The organism is Streptomyces sp. NPDC026417, assembly GCF_055567695.1.
In genome coordinates, this window is record NZ_JBVHPY010000004.1 from 249,027 (window position 1) to 264,808 (window position 15,782).

At 72.4% G+C, this 15,782-nt stretch carries 10 protein-coding genes, 1 tRNA gene and 2 pseudogenes; 8 read left to right on the forward strand and 5 right to left on the reverse strand.

The annotated features are described in order from the left end of the window. Positions 1-662 precede the first annotated feature (662 nt). Together ACZ4NT_RS08805 and ACZ4NT_RS08810 are read left to right on the forward strand one after the other, a co-directional pair. Positions 663-1,968 (forward strand): annotated as a pseudogene (locus ACZ4NT_RS08805) (extracellular solute-binding protein). Next, a pseudogene (locus ACZ4NT_RS08810) lies at positions 1,886-2,203 on the forward strand (exo-rhamnogalacturonan lyase family protein); the annotation flags it as partial. The pseudogenes ACZ4NT_RS08805 and ACZ4NT_RS08810, both read left to right, overlap by 83 nt. 30 nt (positions 2,204-2,233) lie before the next feature. Here ACZ4NT_RS08810 and ACZ4NT_RS08815 read toward each other — a convergent pair. Then, on the reverse strand, positions 2,234-4,663 hold the full coding sequence (locus ACZ4NT_RS08815; RefSeq protein ID WP_467724389.1) for an SCO7613 C-terminal domain-containing membrane protein: 2,430 nt from the start codon (positions 4,661-4,663) through the stop codon (positions 2,234-2,236). 87 nt (positions 4,664-4,750) lie between these two features. Between ACZ4NT_RS08815 and ACZ4NT_RS08820 the strand changes: the two genes are divergently transcribed. After that, positions 4,751-5,197 carry an SRPBCC family protein gene (locus ACZ4NT_RS08820; RefSeq protein ID WP_121404825.1) on the forward strand — a complete coding sequence of 149 codons (447 nt, stop codon included), beginning with the start codon at positions 4,751-4,753 and terminating at the stop codon, positions 5,195-5,197. A 39-nt stretch (positions 5,198-5,236) separates the two neighbouring features. Then, positions 5,237-5,308, forward strand: a tRNA-Val gene (locus ACZ4NT_RS08825). Between the two features lie 128 nt (positions 5,309-5,436). On the opposite strand, the gene ACZ4NT_RS08830 is transcribed toward ACZ4NT_RS08825, so the two are convergent. Beyond that, a complete protein-coding gene (locus ACZ4NT_RS08830; RefSeq protein WP_467724391.1) occupies positions 5,437-6,162 on the reverse strand; it encodes an exonuclease domain-containing protein in 726 nt (241 codons plus the stop codon). 167 nt (positions 6,163-6,329) lie between these two features. Here ACZ4NT_RS08830 and ACZ4NT_RS08835 point away from each other — a divergent pair, with 167 nt between their 5' ends. The 3 genes from ACZ4NT_RS08835 to thrS all read left to right on the forward strand — a co-directional run bounded on the left by ACZ4NT_RS08835 (position 6,330) and on the right by thrS (position 10,208). Next, the gene (locus ACZ4NT_RS08835; RefSeq protein ID WP_121404355.1) at positions 6,330-6,896 is read left to right on the forward strand and encodes a DUF4365 domain-containing protein; all 567 of its coding nucleotides are present in this window, start codon (positions 6,330-6,332) and stop codon (positions 6,894-6,896) included. Continuing rightward, on the forward strand, positions 6,893-8,110 hold the full coding sequence (locus tag ACZ4NT_RS08840) for a hypothetical protein (protein ID WP_467724393.1): 1,218 nt from the start codon (positions 6,893-6,895) through the stop codon (positions 8,108-8,110). The genes ACZ4NT_RS08835 and ACZ4NT_RS08840 overlap by 4 nt, the downstream gene beginning before the upstream one ends. A gap of 121 nt (positions 8,111-8,231) precedes the next feature. Further along, positions 8,232-10,208, forward strand: a complete 1,977-nt coding sequence (gene thrS / locus ACZ4NT_RS08845; protein ID WP_467724395.1) for a threonine--tRNA ligase — start codon at positions 8,232-8,234, stop codon at positions 10,206-10,208. Positions 10,209-10,236: 28 nt separating this feature from the next. Here the strand turns inward: thrS and ACZ4NT_RS08850 are convergent, their stop codons facing one another. Further along, positions 10,237-10,893 carry a potassium channel family protein gene (locus ACZ4NT_RS08850; protein WP_121404361.1) on the reverse strand — a complete coding sequence of 219 codons (657 nt, stop codon included), beginning with the start codon at positions 10,891-10,893 and terminating at the stop codon, positions 10,237-10,239. Between the two features lie 67 nt (positions 10,894-10,960). On the opposite strand from ACZ4NT_RS08850, the gene ACZ4NT_RS08855 reads away from it, so the two are divergent. Beyond that, a complete protein-coding gene (locus tag ACZ4NT_RS08855; protein WP_121404363.1) occupies positions 10,961-11,524 on the forward strand; it encodes an HIT family protein in 564 nt (187 codons plus the stop codon). 81 nt (positions 11,525-11,605) lie between these two features. Here ACZ4NT_RS08855 and ACZ4NT_RS08860 read toward each other — a convergent pair whose 3' ends face one another. Beyond that, positions 11,606-13,279 (reverse strand): hypothetical protein, encoded by a 1,674-nt coding sequence (locus ACZ4NT_RS08860; RefSeq protein WP_121404365.1) that lies wholly within the window; start codon positions 13,277-13,279, stop codon positions 11,606-11,608. Between the two features lie 172 nt (positions 13,280-13,451). Next, entirely contained in the window at positions 13,452-15,650 is a 2,199-nt protein-coding gene (locus ACZ4NT_RS08865; RefSeq protein WP_121404367.1) for an elongation factor G-like protein EF-G2, read from the reverse strand. Positions 15,651-15,782: the final 132 nt, after the last annotated feature.

The window sequence follows — 15,782 nt, forward strand, 5'->3', positions numbered from 1 at the left end:
ACGGGGGCCGCCTTCGCTGTTTCCGGGGGCCCAGGGTGCCGTGTCCGTGGGCTTGAGGGCCCGGCCGCGAGGCGGGCAGGAGGCGCACCAGTGGACTACCGCCGCTGCGACGGCTCCGGCATCGACGGGCTGCTCCCGGCGTCCCGTGCAGCCCCTCCTGGGCTTCCTCCGCCCGTCGTCCACGGTGGGGGCGGTGGCGGTTCCCTCGGCGGTTCCGCTCGGGGCACCGCGGCGCGTGATCCCATCCCTTCGCCCGGTGTGCCGGTGCCCTTCCGCCCCGGTGGCCGGCCGCTGGCGGCCCCGCGGGGTGACCCTGCCGAGCCGTCCGTGACCGCACCCGCGCCGCTCCCGCCGGGACCGGGCCCGCACGCTCGGTCATTGCGGAACCGTCGACTCCTGCTCCGGCGCCGGGTGGCATCCCGGCCGACGGGGGATTTTCGGCCGGGATCGCAGGCGCCCCGAGGGGGCCGGCGTTCGGCCCGTCGGCCACGAGCGCCCGACCCGCACGGTCGAACCGCGCAGGTGGCGCCCCGGACGGAGGGCTCCGAAACGGTGGCGCGACGCCCGCCGGCGATTCCTGTCCGAATCATTCACGCGCCCCGGGGGTCTCCGTACCTTGTGCCAGCAAGCGCTTACTCAAAACGATTCATGAAGCGGCCGAGGTGGCACGAGGAGGGTTCGACTGTGGGGATTCGCAGGAGCGTGGAGGGCGTACGGTCCTCAAGGCGGTCGGAGCGTCGCTGGCCGCGGCCGGGCTGACGGCCGCGACCGGCTGCGGTGGCAACGGCGGTTCCGGGGACGGGCCGGTGACGATCCGTTACGCCTGGTGGGGTGCGGACACCCGGGCCCAGGAGATCAACCGCTCGATCGAGCTCTTCGAGAAGAAGCACCCGAAGATCAAGGTGAAGGCCGACTTCCAGGATTACGCGGCCTTTTGGGAGAAGTTCCAGACCCAGGCCGCGGGCGGGAATCCGCCGGACGTATTCCAGAACGCCGTCGGATTCCTTCGGAAGTGCGACAAGAGGGGCGTCCTCCTCGATCTCAAGTCCCAGATGGACGCGGGGACCCTGAGCCTCGACAACTCCGTGCCGGTGTCGAGAAGGTCGGCCGGGTCGACGAAAAGCAGCTCGGTATTCCGGTCGGATCCAACACCATGTCACTTGTCGTCGACGAGAAGCTCTTCGAGAAGGCCGGGACCGAGCCCGAGGAGGGCTGGACCTGGGACGAGTACTTCGCCGCGCTCAAAAGGATCCACGACACCCAGAAAGTGGCGGGGGACACCGGCTACTTCGGGATCATGTATCTCTACGACCTCTATCTGCGGCAGAACGGAAAAGCGTTCTTCACCGAGGGCGGACTCGGCTTCCGGCAGACCGATCTGACGGAGTGGTGGGCGGACGGGTACAGCCGGGTGAAGGCCGGCATCGTCACCGATCCCAGGAAGGTCGCACAGGTCGCACCCGAGTCGGCGCTCTCCGCGGGCTTCGCGGCGGCCGAGTTCACCTGGGACAACTTCACGGTGCGCTACTCCGCGGAGGGCGACAGCACCTACGGTCTCGCGCCGATCCCGACGACCGACGGCAAGGAGACGGGCCAGTACCTGGCCTCGCTGATGCTCAGCGCCTCCGCCCGCACCGCGCACCCCGAGGAGGTGGCCCGGTTCATCGACTTCATGGTCCACGACCCGGAGGTCGGCAAGATCATGGGCACGACCGCGGCATCCTCGCCACCACCGACCAGTTCGACGCGTACGAGCCGGCGGACGCGCCCAACAAGGCCATCGCCGCATACGAGGAGGACACCGCGGCCGCCGGGGTCCTCGGGACCGTCACCCCGCACCCGGCCGGCGCGGACACGGTCGAGGCCGCCTTCCTGCGCATCGCCGGTGACATGTCGCAGGGCAAGGCCAAGGTGTCCGACGCGGTCAAGCAGTTCTGCTCCGAGGCGAAGACCGCCCTGGCCGCCTGATGGGAACCGCTGTGACGCTCGTCGAGTCCGGCACCAGTGGCGCTACGACGTCGGCGGCTACGCCTGGGACAACTCCGAACTCTCCCCGGACCTCTGGCTCTGGTTCGCCCACCTGCGCTCCGGACGCGCGGACATCTTCCGCTTCGCCGAGGCGATGACCCGGCACACCGGTGAGGTCGACGTCCACCACCTCGGCGAGTGGGCCGGCCTCGGCACCCGGCACGGCGTGCAGCACTACGCCGACAGCCCGCCCGCCGGGGGCGCCTCAGCGCATCCTCCCCAGCACCTCCCGCACCCGCCGCGCGTCCCTGATCCGCTGCTCGTACGTCGCACCGAGTGCGAGCAGCACCAGACCGGCGAGTGCGGGAGGCACCCAACGGGGGAGCGCGTCGGCCACCTGGGCGATGTACGGGGCCAGTTCGTGCAGCGCGTCCAGCACGAGCACGCCGCCGCCGAGGACGAGCGGGGCCCGCAGACGGTGGCGGGCGCCGACGAGCGTGACCGCCAGCGCCGCGGCGCCCAGCAGCAGGGGACGCGGCCAGTGCGCGTCGGCCCACGCCGCCGCCAGACTCGGCACCAGCGTCACCGAAAGGCCCGCCCCGTACGCGGTCCAGGACGAGACCCGGCGGTCCGTGCGGCGCCGGACCGCTCCCACGAGCAGGGCCGGCAGCGTCACCGGGAGCGTGTACGCCTCCGGCGCGCCGACGTCCCAGGAAGCCAGGCGGACCCAGGTGGCCAGCACGAAGAGGGCCGCGGCCGCGTAGCCGACACCCCTGCGGTCCGCGCGGACCGCGGTGCCCGCGGCGATCACCCCGCACAGCGCGAGCAGCAGCGCCAGCATCCGCGCGTCCCCGGCCGAGAGGCCGACGGCGAGCAGTGCGGCGGCCGCTCCGGTCACCTCGACCGGCACGGTCAGCGGCGACCCGGCGGTGCGGGCGGCCAGCAGCGCCGCACCCACCGGCACCACCAGCACGAGCAGCGCGGTGTGCTCCGGCTGCCGGCCCGCGGATGCGCCGAGGGCGCAGGCGAAAGCCGTGACGCAGACGAGGGAGGCGGGGGCGGCGACCGGTCCGAGGCGCGGTCGCCCGGCGGCCGCCGCGAACAGCGCCGCGAGCACCGCGAGGACGGTCAGGGTCGCCGCCTCGGCGGCCAGGGAGAGGAGGACGAGGCTCAGCGAGCCGACGAGCGCCAGAAGCAGGCCCACGAGGGGGAGCGGAGCCGAGGCGGACGCCGCGGGACGGGCGTACGCCGCTGCCCCCAGCGCCGCGACGGTCGCGAGCCCCTGGATCGACAGCGCTGCCGCATAGGGCAGTTCGAGCGTCGCGGGCAGCGTGAACACCGTCGCCCAGGCCGGCACGAGGGAACCGGCCCACGCCCTGTCCTGATACGCCGTACCGCGCGCCGCGAACGCCAGGAACCCGGCGACCACGGCGAGCACGAGCGGCGCAGCCGTGGCGTGCACCGGCCAGAAGCCGTCGGGCGCCACCGCGACGCGGGCGTCCGCCGGGACACCGGACCAGATGTCCGCCACCCGGCCCACCGGACCCACCAGGGCGACGGCGACCACCGGCAGTGCCCACAGCGTCGCGAGCGCCTGCACCGCGACGGAGGCCAGGACCGGCCCGCGGCGCAGCGGCCCGGGGGAGGCGGCCCGGGCGACCGCCGCGAGCGCGACGGCGCAGACCACGAAGCCCGGGACCGTCCACGCGTCGGGCAGCCACCCGCGCAGGACGCCACCGAGCGCACCGACCGTGACCACGCCGCCCGCCAGGGCGAGGCCGGTGGCGTGCGGAACGGTCACGCGCCGGGCCGCGGTCAGCGCGATCACCGCCGCGAGGAGAAGGAGCGCCGCCGCACGGGCGGCGGCGCCCGGGCCGGTCGCCTCCCACGAGAGGAGACCGGCCGCCAGGGTGGCCCACACGCCGGTGCCGTACGCCCCGACGGCGGCGACCACGCGGACCGGCCGCACGGCGACCCGGAGCGCCACCGCCGTGTCGAGCGCGGCCGTGACCAGCAGGGCCGCCGTCACCGTACGGACGCCGGCTCCCGTCGCGACCGTCCACAGGAGCAGCGGGAGCTGGGCCGCGGTGAGAGCCGCCGGCAGGGGCAGGCGCAGCGGCGACCCGGTGACCGTCGCGGCACCCGGACCGCCCGTCCCGGGCAGCGCACGGAGGCCGTGCCCGTACCCGGCCCACAGCGCGGCCAGTGCCGCCGACGCGAGAGCCGCGTAGCCGAGGCCGTCCCGGTCACGGAACGCGACCTCGTACAGCGCGTAGGCGTCGAGCACGGTCAGCGCGAGCCCGAGGCCCGCCACCGACTCGGCGGTCGAGCGCAGCCCGCGGCGCAGCAGCGGCACCGGCGCCCCCAGCGCGGCCAGCGTCACCGCACCCAGCACCGAAGCCCGCCCGGCGATCCCCAGGTCCCCCCAGCTGACCAGGGTGAACGCGAAGGCGGCGACGGTGAGCAGCGCCCCGCCGAGCAGCAGGAGCAGGTTCTGCACGCCGCGCGCGGTGGTCTCGGGACGGCGGGCCGCGGGCATCGCGGGAGGCGCGGACGGCGCCGGAATGGCCGCCGACGCGAGCACGCCGAGCAGCCAGGTGCGTCGTGCCAGCAACTGGGCCCGACGGGCGTCGAGTTGCCACAGCTCGGCGTCGAGGAGCCGCAACTCCTCGGCCGGGGGCGGAATGTGGGTCATGCTCCGGAGTGTGGTCCCCGTCACTGCGGCGGGCATGAGTGCGCGTACTCACGCCGTACTCAAATCCCCGCGGGGCAGACTCGGCACATGGACTGGTGCCGTTACCGCTTCCGCAGCCTGTGGGTCCTGCCCGCCCCGCTCGCCGACGTCTACGCCGCCCTCGAACGGGCCGAGGACTACCCGCGCTGGTGGCCGCAGGTGCGCGAGGTGAACCGGATCGACGACACCAGCGGCACCATCCGTATCCGCTCGGTCGTGCCCTACGACCTGGTCTTCACCGCAAGGGAGGTGAGGCGCGACCCCGCGGCCGGCGTCCTGCAGATCGAGATGACCGGCGACCTGGAGGGGTGGGCCCGCTGGACGCTCACCGCCGACGGTCCCCTCACCCGGGCCCGGTACGACCAGGAGGTCGAGGTGAACAAGCCCCTGATGCGCCGGCTCGCGGTGCCGGGACGGCCCGTCTTCCGGGCCAATCACGCGCTGATGATGCGGGCCGGACGGCGCGGACTCGGCGCGTACCTCCGAGCGGTTTGAACGAGACCCGCCGGGACCTGTATTGTTCGGTGCGTTCCCGGGCGATTAGCTCAGTGGGAGAGCGCTTCGTTCACACCGAAGAGGTCACTGGTTCGAACCCAGTATCGCCCACCCGGAGAAAGCCGGTCCGTCATCGACGGACCGGTTTTTCTGTTCTCCCCGGTTCCCGCACCGCGTCCCGGATGCCGTACGCACGCGCATGCCCGCGGGCCCGTGCGCGCGGTGCCGCGCAAGTCCGCTCACGCCGCCGCGGGCAGCTCCGGGCGCAGCGGCCACGCCGGGTCCACCACCTCCGGGGTCCCGCTGCGCGCGAACCAGGCCTGCAGGCCGCGGGCCTGCGCCGCGTGCCACACCGACTGCAGCGTGTGCAGCTCGGCCGGCGAGAGCCGCTCCAGCCGGGCCGCGAAGCGCCGCCCCACCGCCCGGGCGACGTCCAGCGCGGCCAGCGCGTCGGCCGCCGCGTCGTGCGCGCCCGCCAGCTCCACGCCGTAGTGCGCGCAGAGGTCGCCGAGGGTGCGGCGGCCCTTGCGGTAGCGGTCCAGATGCTTGTCCAGGACCCGCGGGTCGAGGACGTGCAACGGCGTCGACTCGAACCAGCGGTCCAGCGACGACGCGCGATGACGGCGCAACTCCCGGTCCAGCAGCGTCAGATCGAACGGCGCGTTCATCACCACGAGCGGGCGGCGCGCCGCGGCCTGCTCGCCCAGCTCCCTGGCTATCTCGTCCATCACCGGTGACGGCCAGCGGCCGTTGCGCCGCAGATGGTCGTCCGTCAGCCCGTGCACCGCCGTCGCCTCCTCCGGCACCGGCACACCCGGGCTCACCAGCCACCTGCTCACCCTCGGCCGGGCGCCGGGGGCGTCCTGCACGACGAGCGCGGCCGACACGATCCGGTCGGTCTCGACGTCCACTCCCGTCGTCTCCGTGTCGAACGCGGCCAGGGGGCCCTCGTACCAGCACGTCATAGTCCCAACTCCTCGCTCACCCACGGCAGCTGACGCACCGTCCTCTGCCCGTTCCGGTGATACCCGGGCTGTTTGCGACGTACGCCGGAAGGAGACAACAGAGGTACGGGTCTTTGCAGTTCAGCGGCCCGCAGTGGGGAAACACTTGGCTCGGAAGGCTGTCGGACATGGCCATCGCGCAGCCCGAGCGGGGTGGGCTGCTGCCCCAGCGGACGGCACCTCATCGCGGCTCTCTCGCCACCACCGCCTGCATGGAGACGCTCCAGGTCGGCTATCTCCATGCCGTCGCGGCCGCAGCGGGCTGCTCCCTGTCCCAGCCCTTCCCGGACAACGGCATCGACTGGCACGTCAGCCACAGCGCCCCGGGGCACACGGTCGACGACGAAGTCACCATCAAGGTGCAGCTCAAGTGCACGTACCAGATCCCGCCGGACCCGCCGGGCCCCGCCTTCTCCTTCACGCTCGACAACGCGCATCTGGCGAAGCTCGCCCGCACCCCGGTCTCGGTGCACAAGATCCTGGTCGTGATGCTCGTCCCGCGGTCGCAGGACCAGTGGCTGCGGGCCGGGCACGACCGCCTCGATCTGCGGCACTGCTGCTACTGGATCAACCTCGCCGGCCACGCCGTCACCGGCCGGCGCAGGACCACCGTCCGGATTCCGACCGCGCGCATCTTCGACGACCGGGCCCTGTGCGAGATCATGACGCGCGTCGGGACGGGAGGCAGACCATGACACACCGCCCCATCGACGAACCCCCGCGACCGGTCAGGCCCCACCCCGGGGACCTCTGCCACGACCGGACACCCGAGCCCGGCCGGGTGGATCCGGCCGTGCTCGGCGCCCTGCTGCACCGGCACGGCTGGCAGCGGCGCGGCGGAGCCGCCGGACGCTACGGCCGCTGGACGCCGCCGGGGCCCGGGGGCGGCGGCACGAGCCTGCTGGTGCCGGAGAGCCGCGCCTTCCCGGACAGCGACGACCTGCTGGGCGAGGCGCTCCTCGCGCTGTCCCGCAGCGCGTCCCCGTCCGCCCGCGACATCCTGGTCGGCCTCGCCGTGCCCAGTGACGAGATCAGGTGGTGGCGGGACACCCCGGCCGGGCCCGTGGGCGCGGCGCCCTGGACGGTGGAGGAGCAGCTGCGGGCGGCGGCCCGGCAGATGCTGCTGGCCGGCGCGCTGGCCGCCCGCGCGCGTGCGGGCTACTACGGCGCCCGGCACCGGCGGCCCGCCGCTGCCTCGCTGGAGAGCGTCCTCGTCGGCGCCGCACCCGACGGCCGCCGGCTCACCGCGTTCGTTCCGGTGGCGACGGGGCGGCCGCTCGCCGTCCGGCTGCACCAGGCGCTGTACGCGGCCCGCGAGGCCATCGACTACCAGCGGGCCACCGGTGGCATGGACGCCTTCGACGCGGCTGTCGAGGCCGGCGTCAGCCACGAGCTCACGGAGGCCCTGGTGTCCCTCGTCCGGGGTACCGAGGGTGCCCGCATCGCCGTCGAGTGGGCGCCCGCGGCCGGTGTCCCGGAGGGCTGCGCCGCTCCCGCGGAGCCCGTCGAGTTCTCGCCCGGCGATCTGCCCGCCCTGCGCGAGGCCGGCGCCCGCTATCTGCGGCAGGAGCCGTCCGTGCCGGTGCGGATCACCGGCGCCGTCGTGCGGATGCGCAGGTCCACGGCGCGGGGCGCGGGCTCCGTACGCCTGCGGGTGATCGCGGGCGCCGAGGTCCCGTACGTCCGGGCGGTCCTCGACGAGGAGGCGTACCGGATCGCCGGGCACGCGCATCTGGTCGGGCTCCCGGTCCGGGTGCACGGGCGGCTGGAGCGCCGCGGCGGGTTCCGCAGACTGACGGACGCCTCCGGAGTCGTACCCGTGCAGGTCGACGAGGCGGAGCGGGACCGCCTGATGAAGTCGCTCCAGGAGAACCTGGACTTCTTCGAGGAGGCCTGCAGCGGCGACTGAGCCCCGCGGCGGGCGCCGGCCACAACCGTTTCGCGGAGGGGACCCCGGGCTCGGTACGATCGCCCTTGTTACGACGTGCGCAGGAGAAGATGCGCGCGTCCCCTTCAGGCAGGAGAGTCCGGTGTCAGACGTCCGTGTGATCATCCAACGCGATTCCGAGCGGGAAGAGCGCGTGGTGACGACGGGCACTACGGCCGCCGAACTCTTCGCCGGTGAGCGCTCGGTCGTCGCGGCCCGGGTCGCGGGAGAACTCAAGGACCTGGCGTACGCGGTCCGGGACGGCGAGGAGGTCGAGCCGGTCGAGATCTCCTCCCCGGACGGCCTGAACATCCTGCGCCACTCCACCGCGCACGTCATGGCGCAGGCCGTGCAGGAGCTCTTCCCCGAGGCCAAGCTGGGTATCGGCCCGCCGGTCAAGGACGGCTTCTACTACGACTTCGACGTCGAGCGGCCCTTCACGCCCGAGGACCTCAAGGCCGTCGAGAAGAAGATGCAGGAGATCCAGAAGCGCGGCCAGCGCTTCTCCCGGCGCGTGGTGACCGACGAGGCAGCCCGCGAGGAGCTCGCGGGGGAGCCGTACAAGCTCGAACTCATCGGCATCAAGGGCTCGGCCTCGACCGACGACGGCGCGGACGTCGAGGTAGGCGGCGGCGAGCTGACCATCTACGACAACCTCGACGCCAAGACCGGCGAGCTGTGCTGGAAGGACCTGTGCCGCGGTCCCCACCTGCCCACCACCCGCAACATCCCGGCGTTCAAGCTCATGCGCAACGCCGCCGCCTACTGGCGCGGCAGCGAGAAGAACCCGATGCTCCAGCGCATCTACGGCACCGCCTGGCCCTCCAAGGAGGAACTGAAGGCGCACCTGGAGTTCCTCGCCGAGGCGGAGAAGCGCGACCACCGCAAGCTGGGCAACGAGCTCGACCTGTTCTCCATCCCGGACCAGATCGGCTCCGGCCTCGCGGTCTTCCACCCCAAGGGCGGCATCATCCGCCGGGTCATGGAGGACTACTCGCGCCGCCGTCACGAGGAGGAGGGCTACGAGTTCGTCTACACCCCGCACGCGACGAAGGGGAAGCTCTTCGAGACCTCGGGCCACCTGGACTGGTACGCCGACGGCATGTACCCGCCCATGCAGCTCGACGAGGGCGTGGACTACTACCTCAAGCCCATGAACTGCCCGATGCACAACCTGATCTTCGACGCGCGCGGCCGGTCCTACCGTGAACTGCCGCTGCGCCTCTTCGAGTTCGGGACCGTGTACCGGTACGAGAAGTCCGGCGTCGTGCACGGCCTGACCCGGGCCCGCGGCTTCACCCAGGACGATGCGCACATCTACTGCACCAAGGAGCAGATGGCGGAGGAGCTGGACAAGACCCTCACCTTCGTCCTGAACCTGCTGCGCGACTACGGTCTGACCGACTTCTACCTGGAGCTGTCCACCAAGGACCCGGAGAAGTTCGTCGGCTCCGACGAGGTGTGGGAGGAGGCCACCGAGACGCTGCGGCAGGTCGCCGAGAAGCAGGGCCTCCCGCTGGTCCCGGACCCGGGCGGCGCCGCCTTCTACGGGCCCAAGATCTCCGTCCAGGCCAAGGACGCGATCGGCCGCACCTGGCAGATGTCGACCGTCCAGCTCGACTTCAACCTCCCGGAGCGCTTCGACCTGGAGTACACCGGCCCCGACGGCGCCAAGCAGCGCCCGGTGATGATCCACCGTGCCCTGTTCGGCTCCATCGAGCGGTTCTTCGCGGTGCTCCTGGAGCACTACGCGGGCGCGTTCCCGGCGTGGCTGGCGCCGGTGCAGGCGCTCGGCATCCCGATCGGCGACGCCCACGTCGAGTACCTGGAGAAGTTCGCCGCCGAGGCGAAGAGGAAGGGCCTCCGCGTCGAGGTCGACTCGTCCTCGGACCGGATGCAGAAGAAGATCCGCAACGCGCAGAAGCAGAAGGTGCCCTTCATGGTCATCGCGGGCGACGAGGACATGGCCGCCGGCGCCGTCTCCTTCCGCTACCGCGACGGTTCGCAGGAGAACGGCATCCCCCTCGACGAGGCCATCGCGAAGATCGCGAAGGTCGTGGAGGAGCGGGCGCAGGTCTGACGTCGCACGGAGCGGGCCCCCGGCAGGTTCATCCCGCCGGGGGCCCGTCCTCGTCCCCGCGGGAGAACACCTGCAGCAGCCAGGACGAGAACGAGCCGGTGACCGCCCCGAGCAGGGCCAGACCGCAGGCCATCATGGCGGAGGCGATGATCCGTCCCCCCGTGGTGACGGGCACGATGTCGCCGTAGCCGACCGTGGTCAGCGTCGAGCAGGCCCACCACAGAGCGTCGCCGAACGTGCGCATGTTCGCGCCCGGCGCGTCCCGCTCCTGCTGGTACACGGCCAGGGCGCCGGTGAAGCCGAGCAGGGAGGCGGAGATCCCTGCGTAGGCGATCACCCGCGCGTGGAGGGTCAGGCGGGGCCGGCCGTGCCGGTGCTGCACGGCTTCGTAGATGCGGACGATCCGGAGCGGCCGCAGCAGCGGCAGGACGAGCACCACGGTGTCCAGCCAGTGGGCCCGTACGAAGCCGAACCGCCGCCCGCTGAGCCGCCAGCGCACCCCGTAGTCGACGGCGAAGAACGCCCACGAGGCCAGCAGGACGGACAGCGCGACGTCGCGTAGTCCGGTGGCCGCGCCCGGCGCCAGGACCAGGAAGGCGTAGGCGGTGAGAAAGGCCAGTGACGCGGAGGTGAGCAGCAGCTCGGTGCGTCGCTCCCAGCGGGCGGTGGGGCTGTCGGGGTCCACCGGCCCAGCTTGGCCCGCGACCTGCTTTCCACAACCCCGACGACACGCCGCGAACGGGCGAAGTCATATGCTGCACCTCATGACGAGTGAGCCGGAGCAGCAGATCGGAGTGGGGACGCAAGACGCGTTCCAGCGCTTGTGGACGCCCCATCGGATGGCCTACATCCAGGGCGAGAACAAGCCCACCGGCCCGGGTGCCGAGGACGGCTGTCCCTTCTGCTCGATCCCTGCCAAGTCCGACGAGGACGGGCTGGTCGTCCGGCGCGGCGAGCAGGTGTACGCGGTGCTCAACCTCTACCCGTACAACGGCGGCCATCTGATGGTCGTGCCCTACCGGCACGTCGCGGACTACACGGACCTCACCGATCCGGAGACCGCGGAACTGGCGCTGCTGACCAAGCAGGCGATGGCCGCCCTGCGGACGGCCTCGGGGGCGCACGGCTTCAACATCGGCATGAACCAGGGCACCGTGGCGGGCGCCGGCATCGCCGCCCATCTGCACCAGCACATCGTGCCGCGCTGGGGCGGAGACACCAACTTCATGCCGGTCGTCGGCCACACCAAGGTGCTGCCGCAGCTGCTGGCGGACACCCGGAAGATGCTCGCCGACGCCTGGCCGACGCAGGACTAGTCCCGCGGGAGCCCAGTCCCTCGGGAGCCCGGGCGTCCCACCGGGGCGGGGCCGCCGGGCGCGGTCCCGCCGGACGGCCTCCTAGGCGTCGTACACGTCCGCCTTCCTCGGCGTCGCGTCCTGGACCGCGGTGCTGAGGAAGGACGAGCGGTTGCCGAACTTCTCGGTGTCCACGCCGTTCTCCTCCAGGACCTTGATCGCCGCCGAGTGGACCACGCGCAACACCGGGGTCGCGGCGCGCAGCGCGTCGTCGGCCATGAAGCGGTGCCGCCAGGGCTGGTCCGCCCAGGCGTGCCGCAGTCCGAACGGCTCGGGGAGGGTCAGCGTCCCGCCCAGCCAGTTCAGCAGCGGCGGATACCAGGTGAAGGGGGCGCGCGCGGTGAGGCGCACCACCTCGTCCGTGTCGACCAGGGGCAGGGTGACCTTGCGGGTCTCCCAGAACCTGACGGACTTGGCGACCTCCTTGGTGGGCGCCTCGGGCTTGGTGGTGAACAGGGAGTTGACCGGGCCCAGTGCGTGGCCGGTCACCTCGATCCGCAGCGTCTCGTGCAGCACGGTCACCGTGATCAGCATGGTGAGGACCAGCTGGCCGTCCCAGAGCGTCCACTGCACGCCGAGGTAGTGCCGGTCACCGCCGCCGAACTGCTGCTTGTTGCAGATGTCCTGGATGGCGTGGGTCCTGACCTGGTAAGCGTCCACATCGGTGCCCTCGGGCCTGGACACCGCCTTGGCGTTCTCACCGATGGGCGTGACGACCCAGTGCTTGATGGAGGGCTTGGGGAAGCCGCCGGTGTTGAGCGGGCCGCGCTCCAGCATGCGGAGCTGGTCGTGGATCGACCGTATGACGTCCCAGCTGCGGAAGGGGTGGATCTCGCGGTCGGCGTCCCGCGGCACCAGCTCCTCGGCCAGCTGCCAGCTGCCCCACCGGGTGCCCATGCCGAGTATGCCCTTGGGACCGGCGTAGAAGACGGAGTTCGACTGCTGCTCGGCGCTCAGCCGGGCCAGCGCCTGCCGCAGCCGCTCCGCGGCGTTCTCGCCGGGGCTGCCCGGCACCGCCTCGGGGATCTTGGCGCCGAGACCGCCGCCGGCCAGCAGGCTGTCCCATCGGTCCCGCAGGTCGTGCGCCGTCCGCTCGCAGATCCGCTTGGCCCAGAACCAGCCGACGACCGGCATCACGACGGTCGCGCGGGCGTACCAGCCCCAGAAGCCGCCGAAGGGCATCTTGAGCACGAAGAGCACGGCGAGGGCGCCCACCGCCAGGAGCAGGACCGTGGCGAGGGCGGGAGCGCTCTTGTCGCCCCGCTTGGTCACCGCCGACCGGATCTGGAAGACCAGCAGCCAGACGACGAGACCCGGCAGGAAGACCAGGCCGCACAGCACCCAGACCGCAGTGAGCCAGTTGTCCCGCTCCCGGCGGATGCGGTTCGCGGCGAGGCAGTGCTCGACGACGACCTGCGGCTCCGTGCCGAAGGACTGGATGAGCGGCTTGCGGCCGGGGCCCAGCATGCGGTCCTGGACCGCCCGCGCGAACGCCTCGCCCAGGTTCGGCCGCCACAGGGACGCCCACCTGCGGCCGGGGGTCACCACCGACTGGTGCCACTCGTTGTTGGCCTTGAGGATCTCCGCGACCTCGTTGTCCCGGTACGCCGCCGATGCCAGGGCGTAGGTGGCCGCGGTCTGTCCCGCGGAGCCCGAGAGCGGCACCTGTGCCCCGGGACTGAAATCGAATCCGTCACTGGCCACTGCCGCCCCCATCGCCGCCGTCCGCTGCTGCGGCTTTTCCCGACTTCCGTGCCTCGCACACCTGTTGATCAGGTCATCGCCTTGAACGAGTCGCAACTTGATCAGGTCATCAGCGTATCCGCAGCCCCCGGCTCCCGTCGGCGGACGGCCGAAGCCGGCCGCCGACACGCGGAGCGGCCCCGAACTACGAGGCCGCCTTCGTCTGTTCGCGGATCCGCTCGGCGACCTGAGGCGGCATCGGCTCGTGCCGCGCGTAGCGGCGGTCGAAGCGCGCGGTGCCGTGCGAGAGCGACCGCAGGTCGACCGCGTACCGGCCGATCTCGATCTCCGGTACCTCCGCCCGTACGACGGTGCGCCCACCGCCCGCCTGCTCGGTCCCCACGACCCGGCCGCGCCGCCCGGAGAGGTCGCTCATCACAGCCCCCACGTACTCGTCGCCGACCAGGACCGTCACCTCGGCCACCGGCTCCAGGAGGTGGATCCGGGCATCCGCGGCGGCCTCGCGCAGGGCCAGCGCGCCCGCCGTCTGGAACGCCGCGTCGGAGGAGTCCACCGAGTGCGCCTTGCCGTCCAGCAGCGTGACCCGGACGTCGATGAGCGGATGGCCGGCGGCGACCCCCTTGGCGGCCTGGGCCCGTACGCCCTTCTCGACGGACGGGATGAACTGCCTCGGTACGGCGCCGCCGACGACCTTGTCCACGAACTCGATGCCCGAGCCGTTCGGCAGCGGCTCCACCTCGATCTCGCAGACCGCGAACTGCCCGTGGCCGCCGGACTGTTTCACGTGGCGGCCGCGTCCCGTGGAACCGGCGGCGAACGTCTCCCGCAGCGACACCTTGTGCGGGACGACGTCGACACGGACGCCGTACCGGTTCCGCAGCCGCTCCAGGGCCACGTCGGCGTGCGCCTCGCCCAGACACCACAGCACGACCTGGTGGGTGTCCTGGTTCTGTTCCAGCCGCATGGTCGGGTCCTCGGCGACCAGCCGCGCCAGCCCCTGCGAGAGCTTGTCCTCGTCGGCCTTGCTGTGCGCCTCGATGGCCAGGGGCAGCAGCGGGTCGGGCATCTGCCACGGCGCCATGAGCAGCGGGTCGCTCCGGGCCGAGAGCGTGTCCCCGGTCTCCGCCCGGTTCAGCTTCGCCACGCACGCGAGGTCGCCCGCGATGCAGTGCGACAGCGTGCGCTGCTGCTTGCCGAAGGGTGCCGACAGGGCGCCGATGCGTTCGTCGACGTCGTGGTCCTCGTGGCCGCGGTCGGACAGCCCGTGCCCGGAGACGTGCACCGTCTCGTCGGGACGCAGGGTGCCGGAGAAGACCCGGACCAGCGAGACGCGCCCCACGTAGGGGTCGCTGGCCGTCTTGACCACCTCCGCCACCAAGGGGCCGTCCGGATCGCAGGTCCCGATCTCGCGCGCCCCTCCGTCCGGGGTGGTGACCGCGGGCGCGGCGCGCTCCAGGGGAGTGGGGAAACCGCCGGTGATCAGTTCCAGCAGCTCCACCGTGCCGAGGCCCTGGCGGGCGCCCGCGGCGGCGGGGGCGGCGGCCAGCACGGGGAAGAAGGTCCCGCGCGCCACGGCCCGCTCCAGGTCCTGGACGAGCGTCTTGAGGTCGATCTCCTCGCCGCCGAGATAGCGGTCCATGAGGGTCTCGTCCTCGCTCTCGGCGATGATCCCCTCGATCAGACGGTTGCGGGCCTCCTCGATGAGCGGCAGCTGCTCGGGGCCCGGCTCGGACTCCTTGCGCTCGCCGGAGGAGTAGTCGAACAGGCGCTGCGACAGCAGCCCGATCAGTCCGGTGACCGGTGCGTGCCCGTCGGGCCCCTGCGGCCCGTGCAGCGGCAGGTACAGCGGCAGGACGGCGTCGGGATCGTCCGCGCCGAAGGCCTCCGCGCAGATGCGGGTCATCTCCTCGAAGTCGGCGCGGGCGGCCTCCAGGTGCGTGACCACGATGGCCCGCGGCATGCCGACCGCCGCGCACTCCTCCCACACCATCCGGGTCGAGCCGTCCACCCCGTCCGAGGCCGAGACGACGAAGAGGGCCGCGTCCGCGGCGCGCAGACCGGCCCTCAGCTCCCCGACGAAATCCGCGTATCCGGGGGTGTCCAGAATGTTGATCTTGTACCCGTCCCAGTCGACGGGGACCAGGGAGAGCTGCACCGAGCGCTGCTGCCGGTGCTCGATCTCGTCGTAGTCGGAGACGGTGCCGCCGTCCTCCACACGGCCCGCCCTGTTCACCGCTCCCGCGGTCAGCGCGAGAGCCTCTACCAGCGTCGTCTTGCCGGAACCGCTGTGGCCGACCAGCACCACATTCCGTACGGACGCGGGGTGGTCGGCCGCCGTAGCCCTGCCGGCGGCTCCGGGGTGTGCGTTCGCCTTGTCGCCCATGGCCTTGCCTCCCGTACACGGTGAGGTCACTGTGGGCGCGGACATGCCGGTCCGCGTGCGGTGGCGGCTCCGGCGACGCCCGCGGTTCTTCGAGCTTTCCACTCCCGTCACGGTGCGTCCATACGACGGACG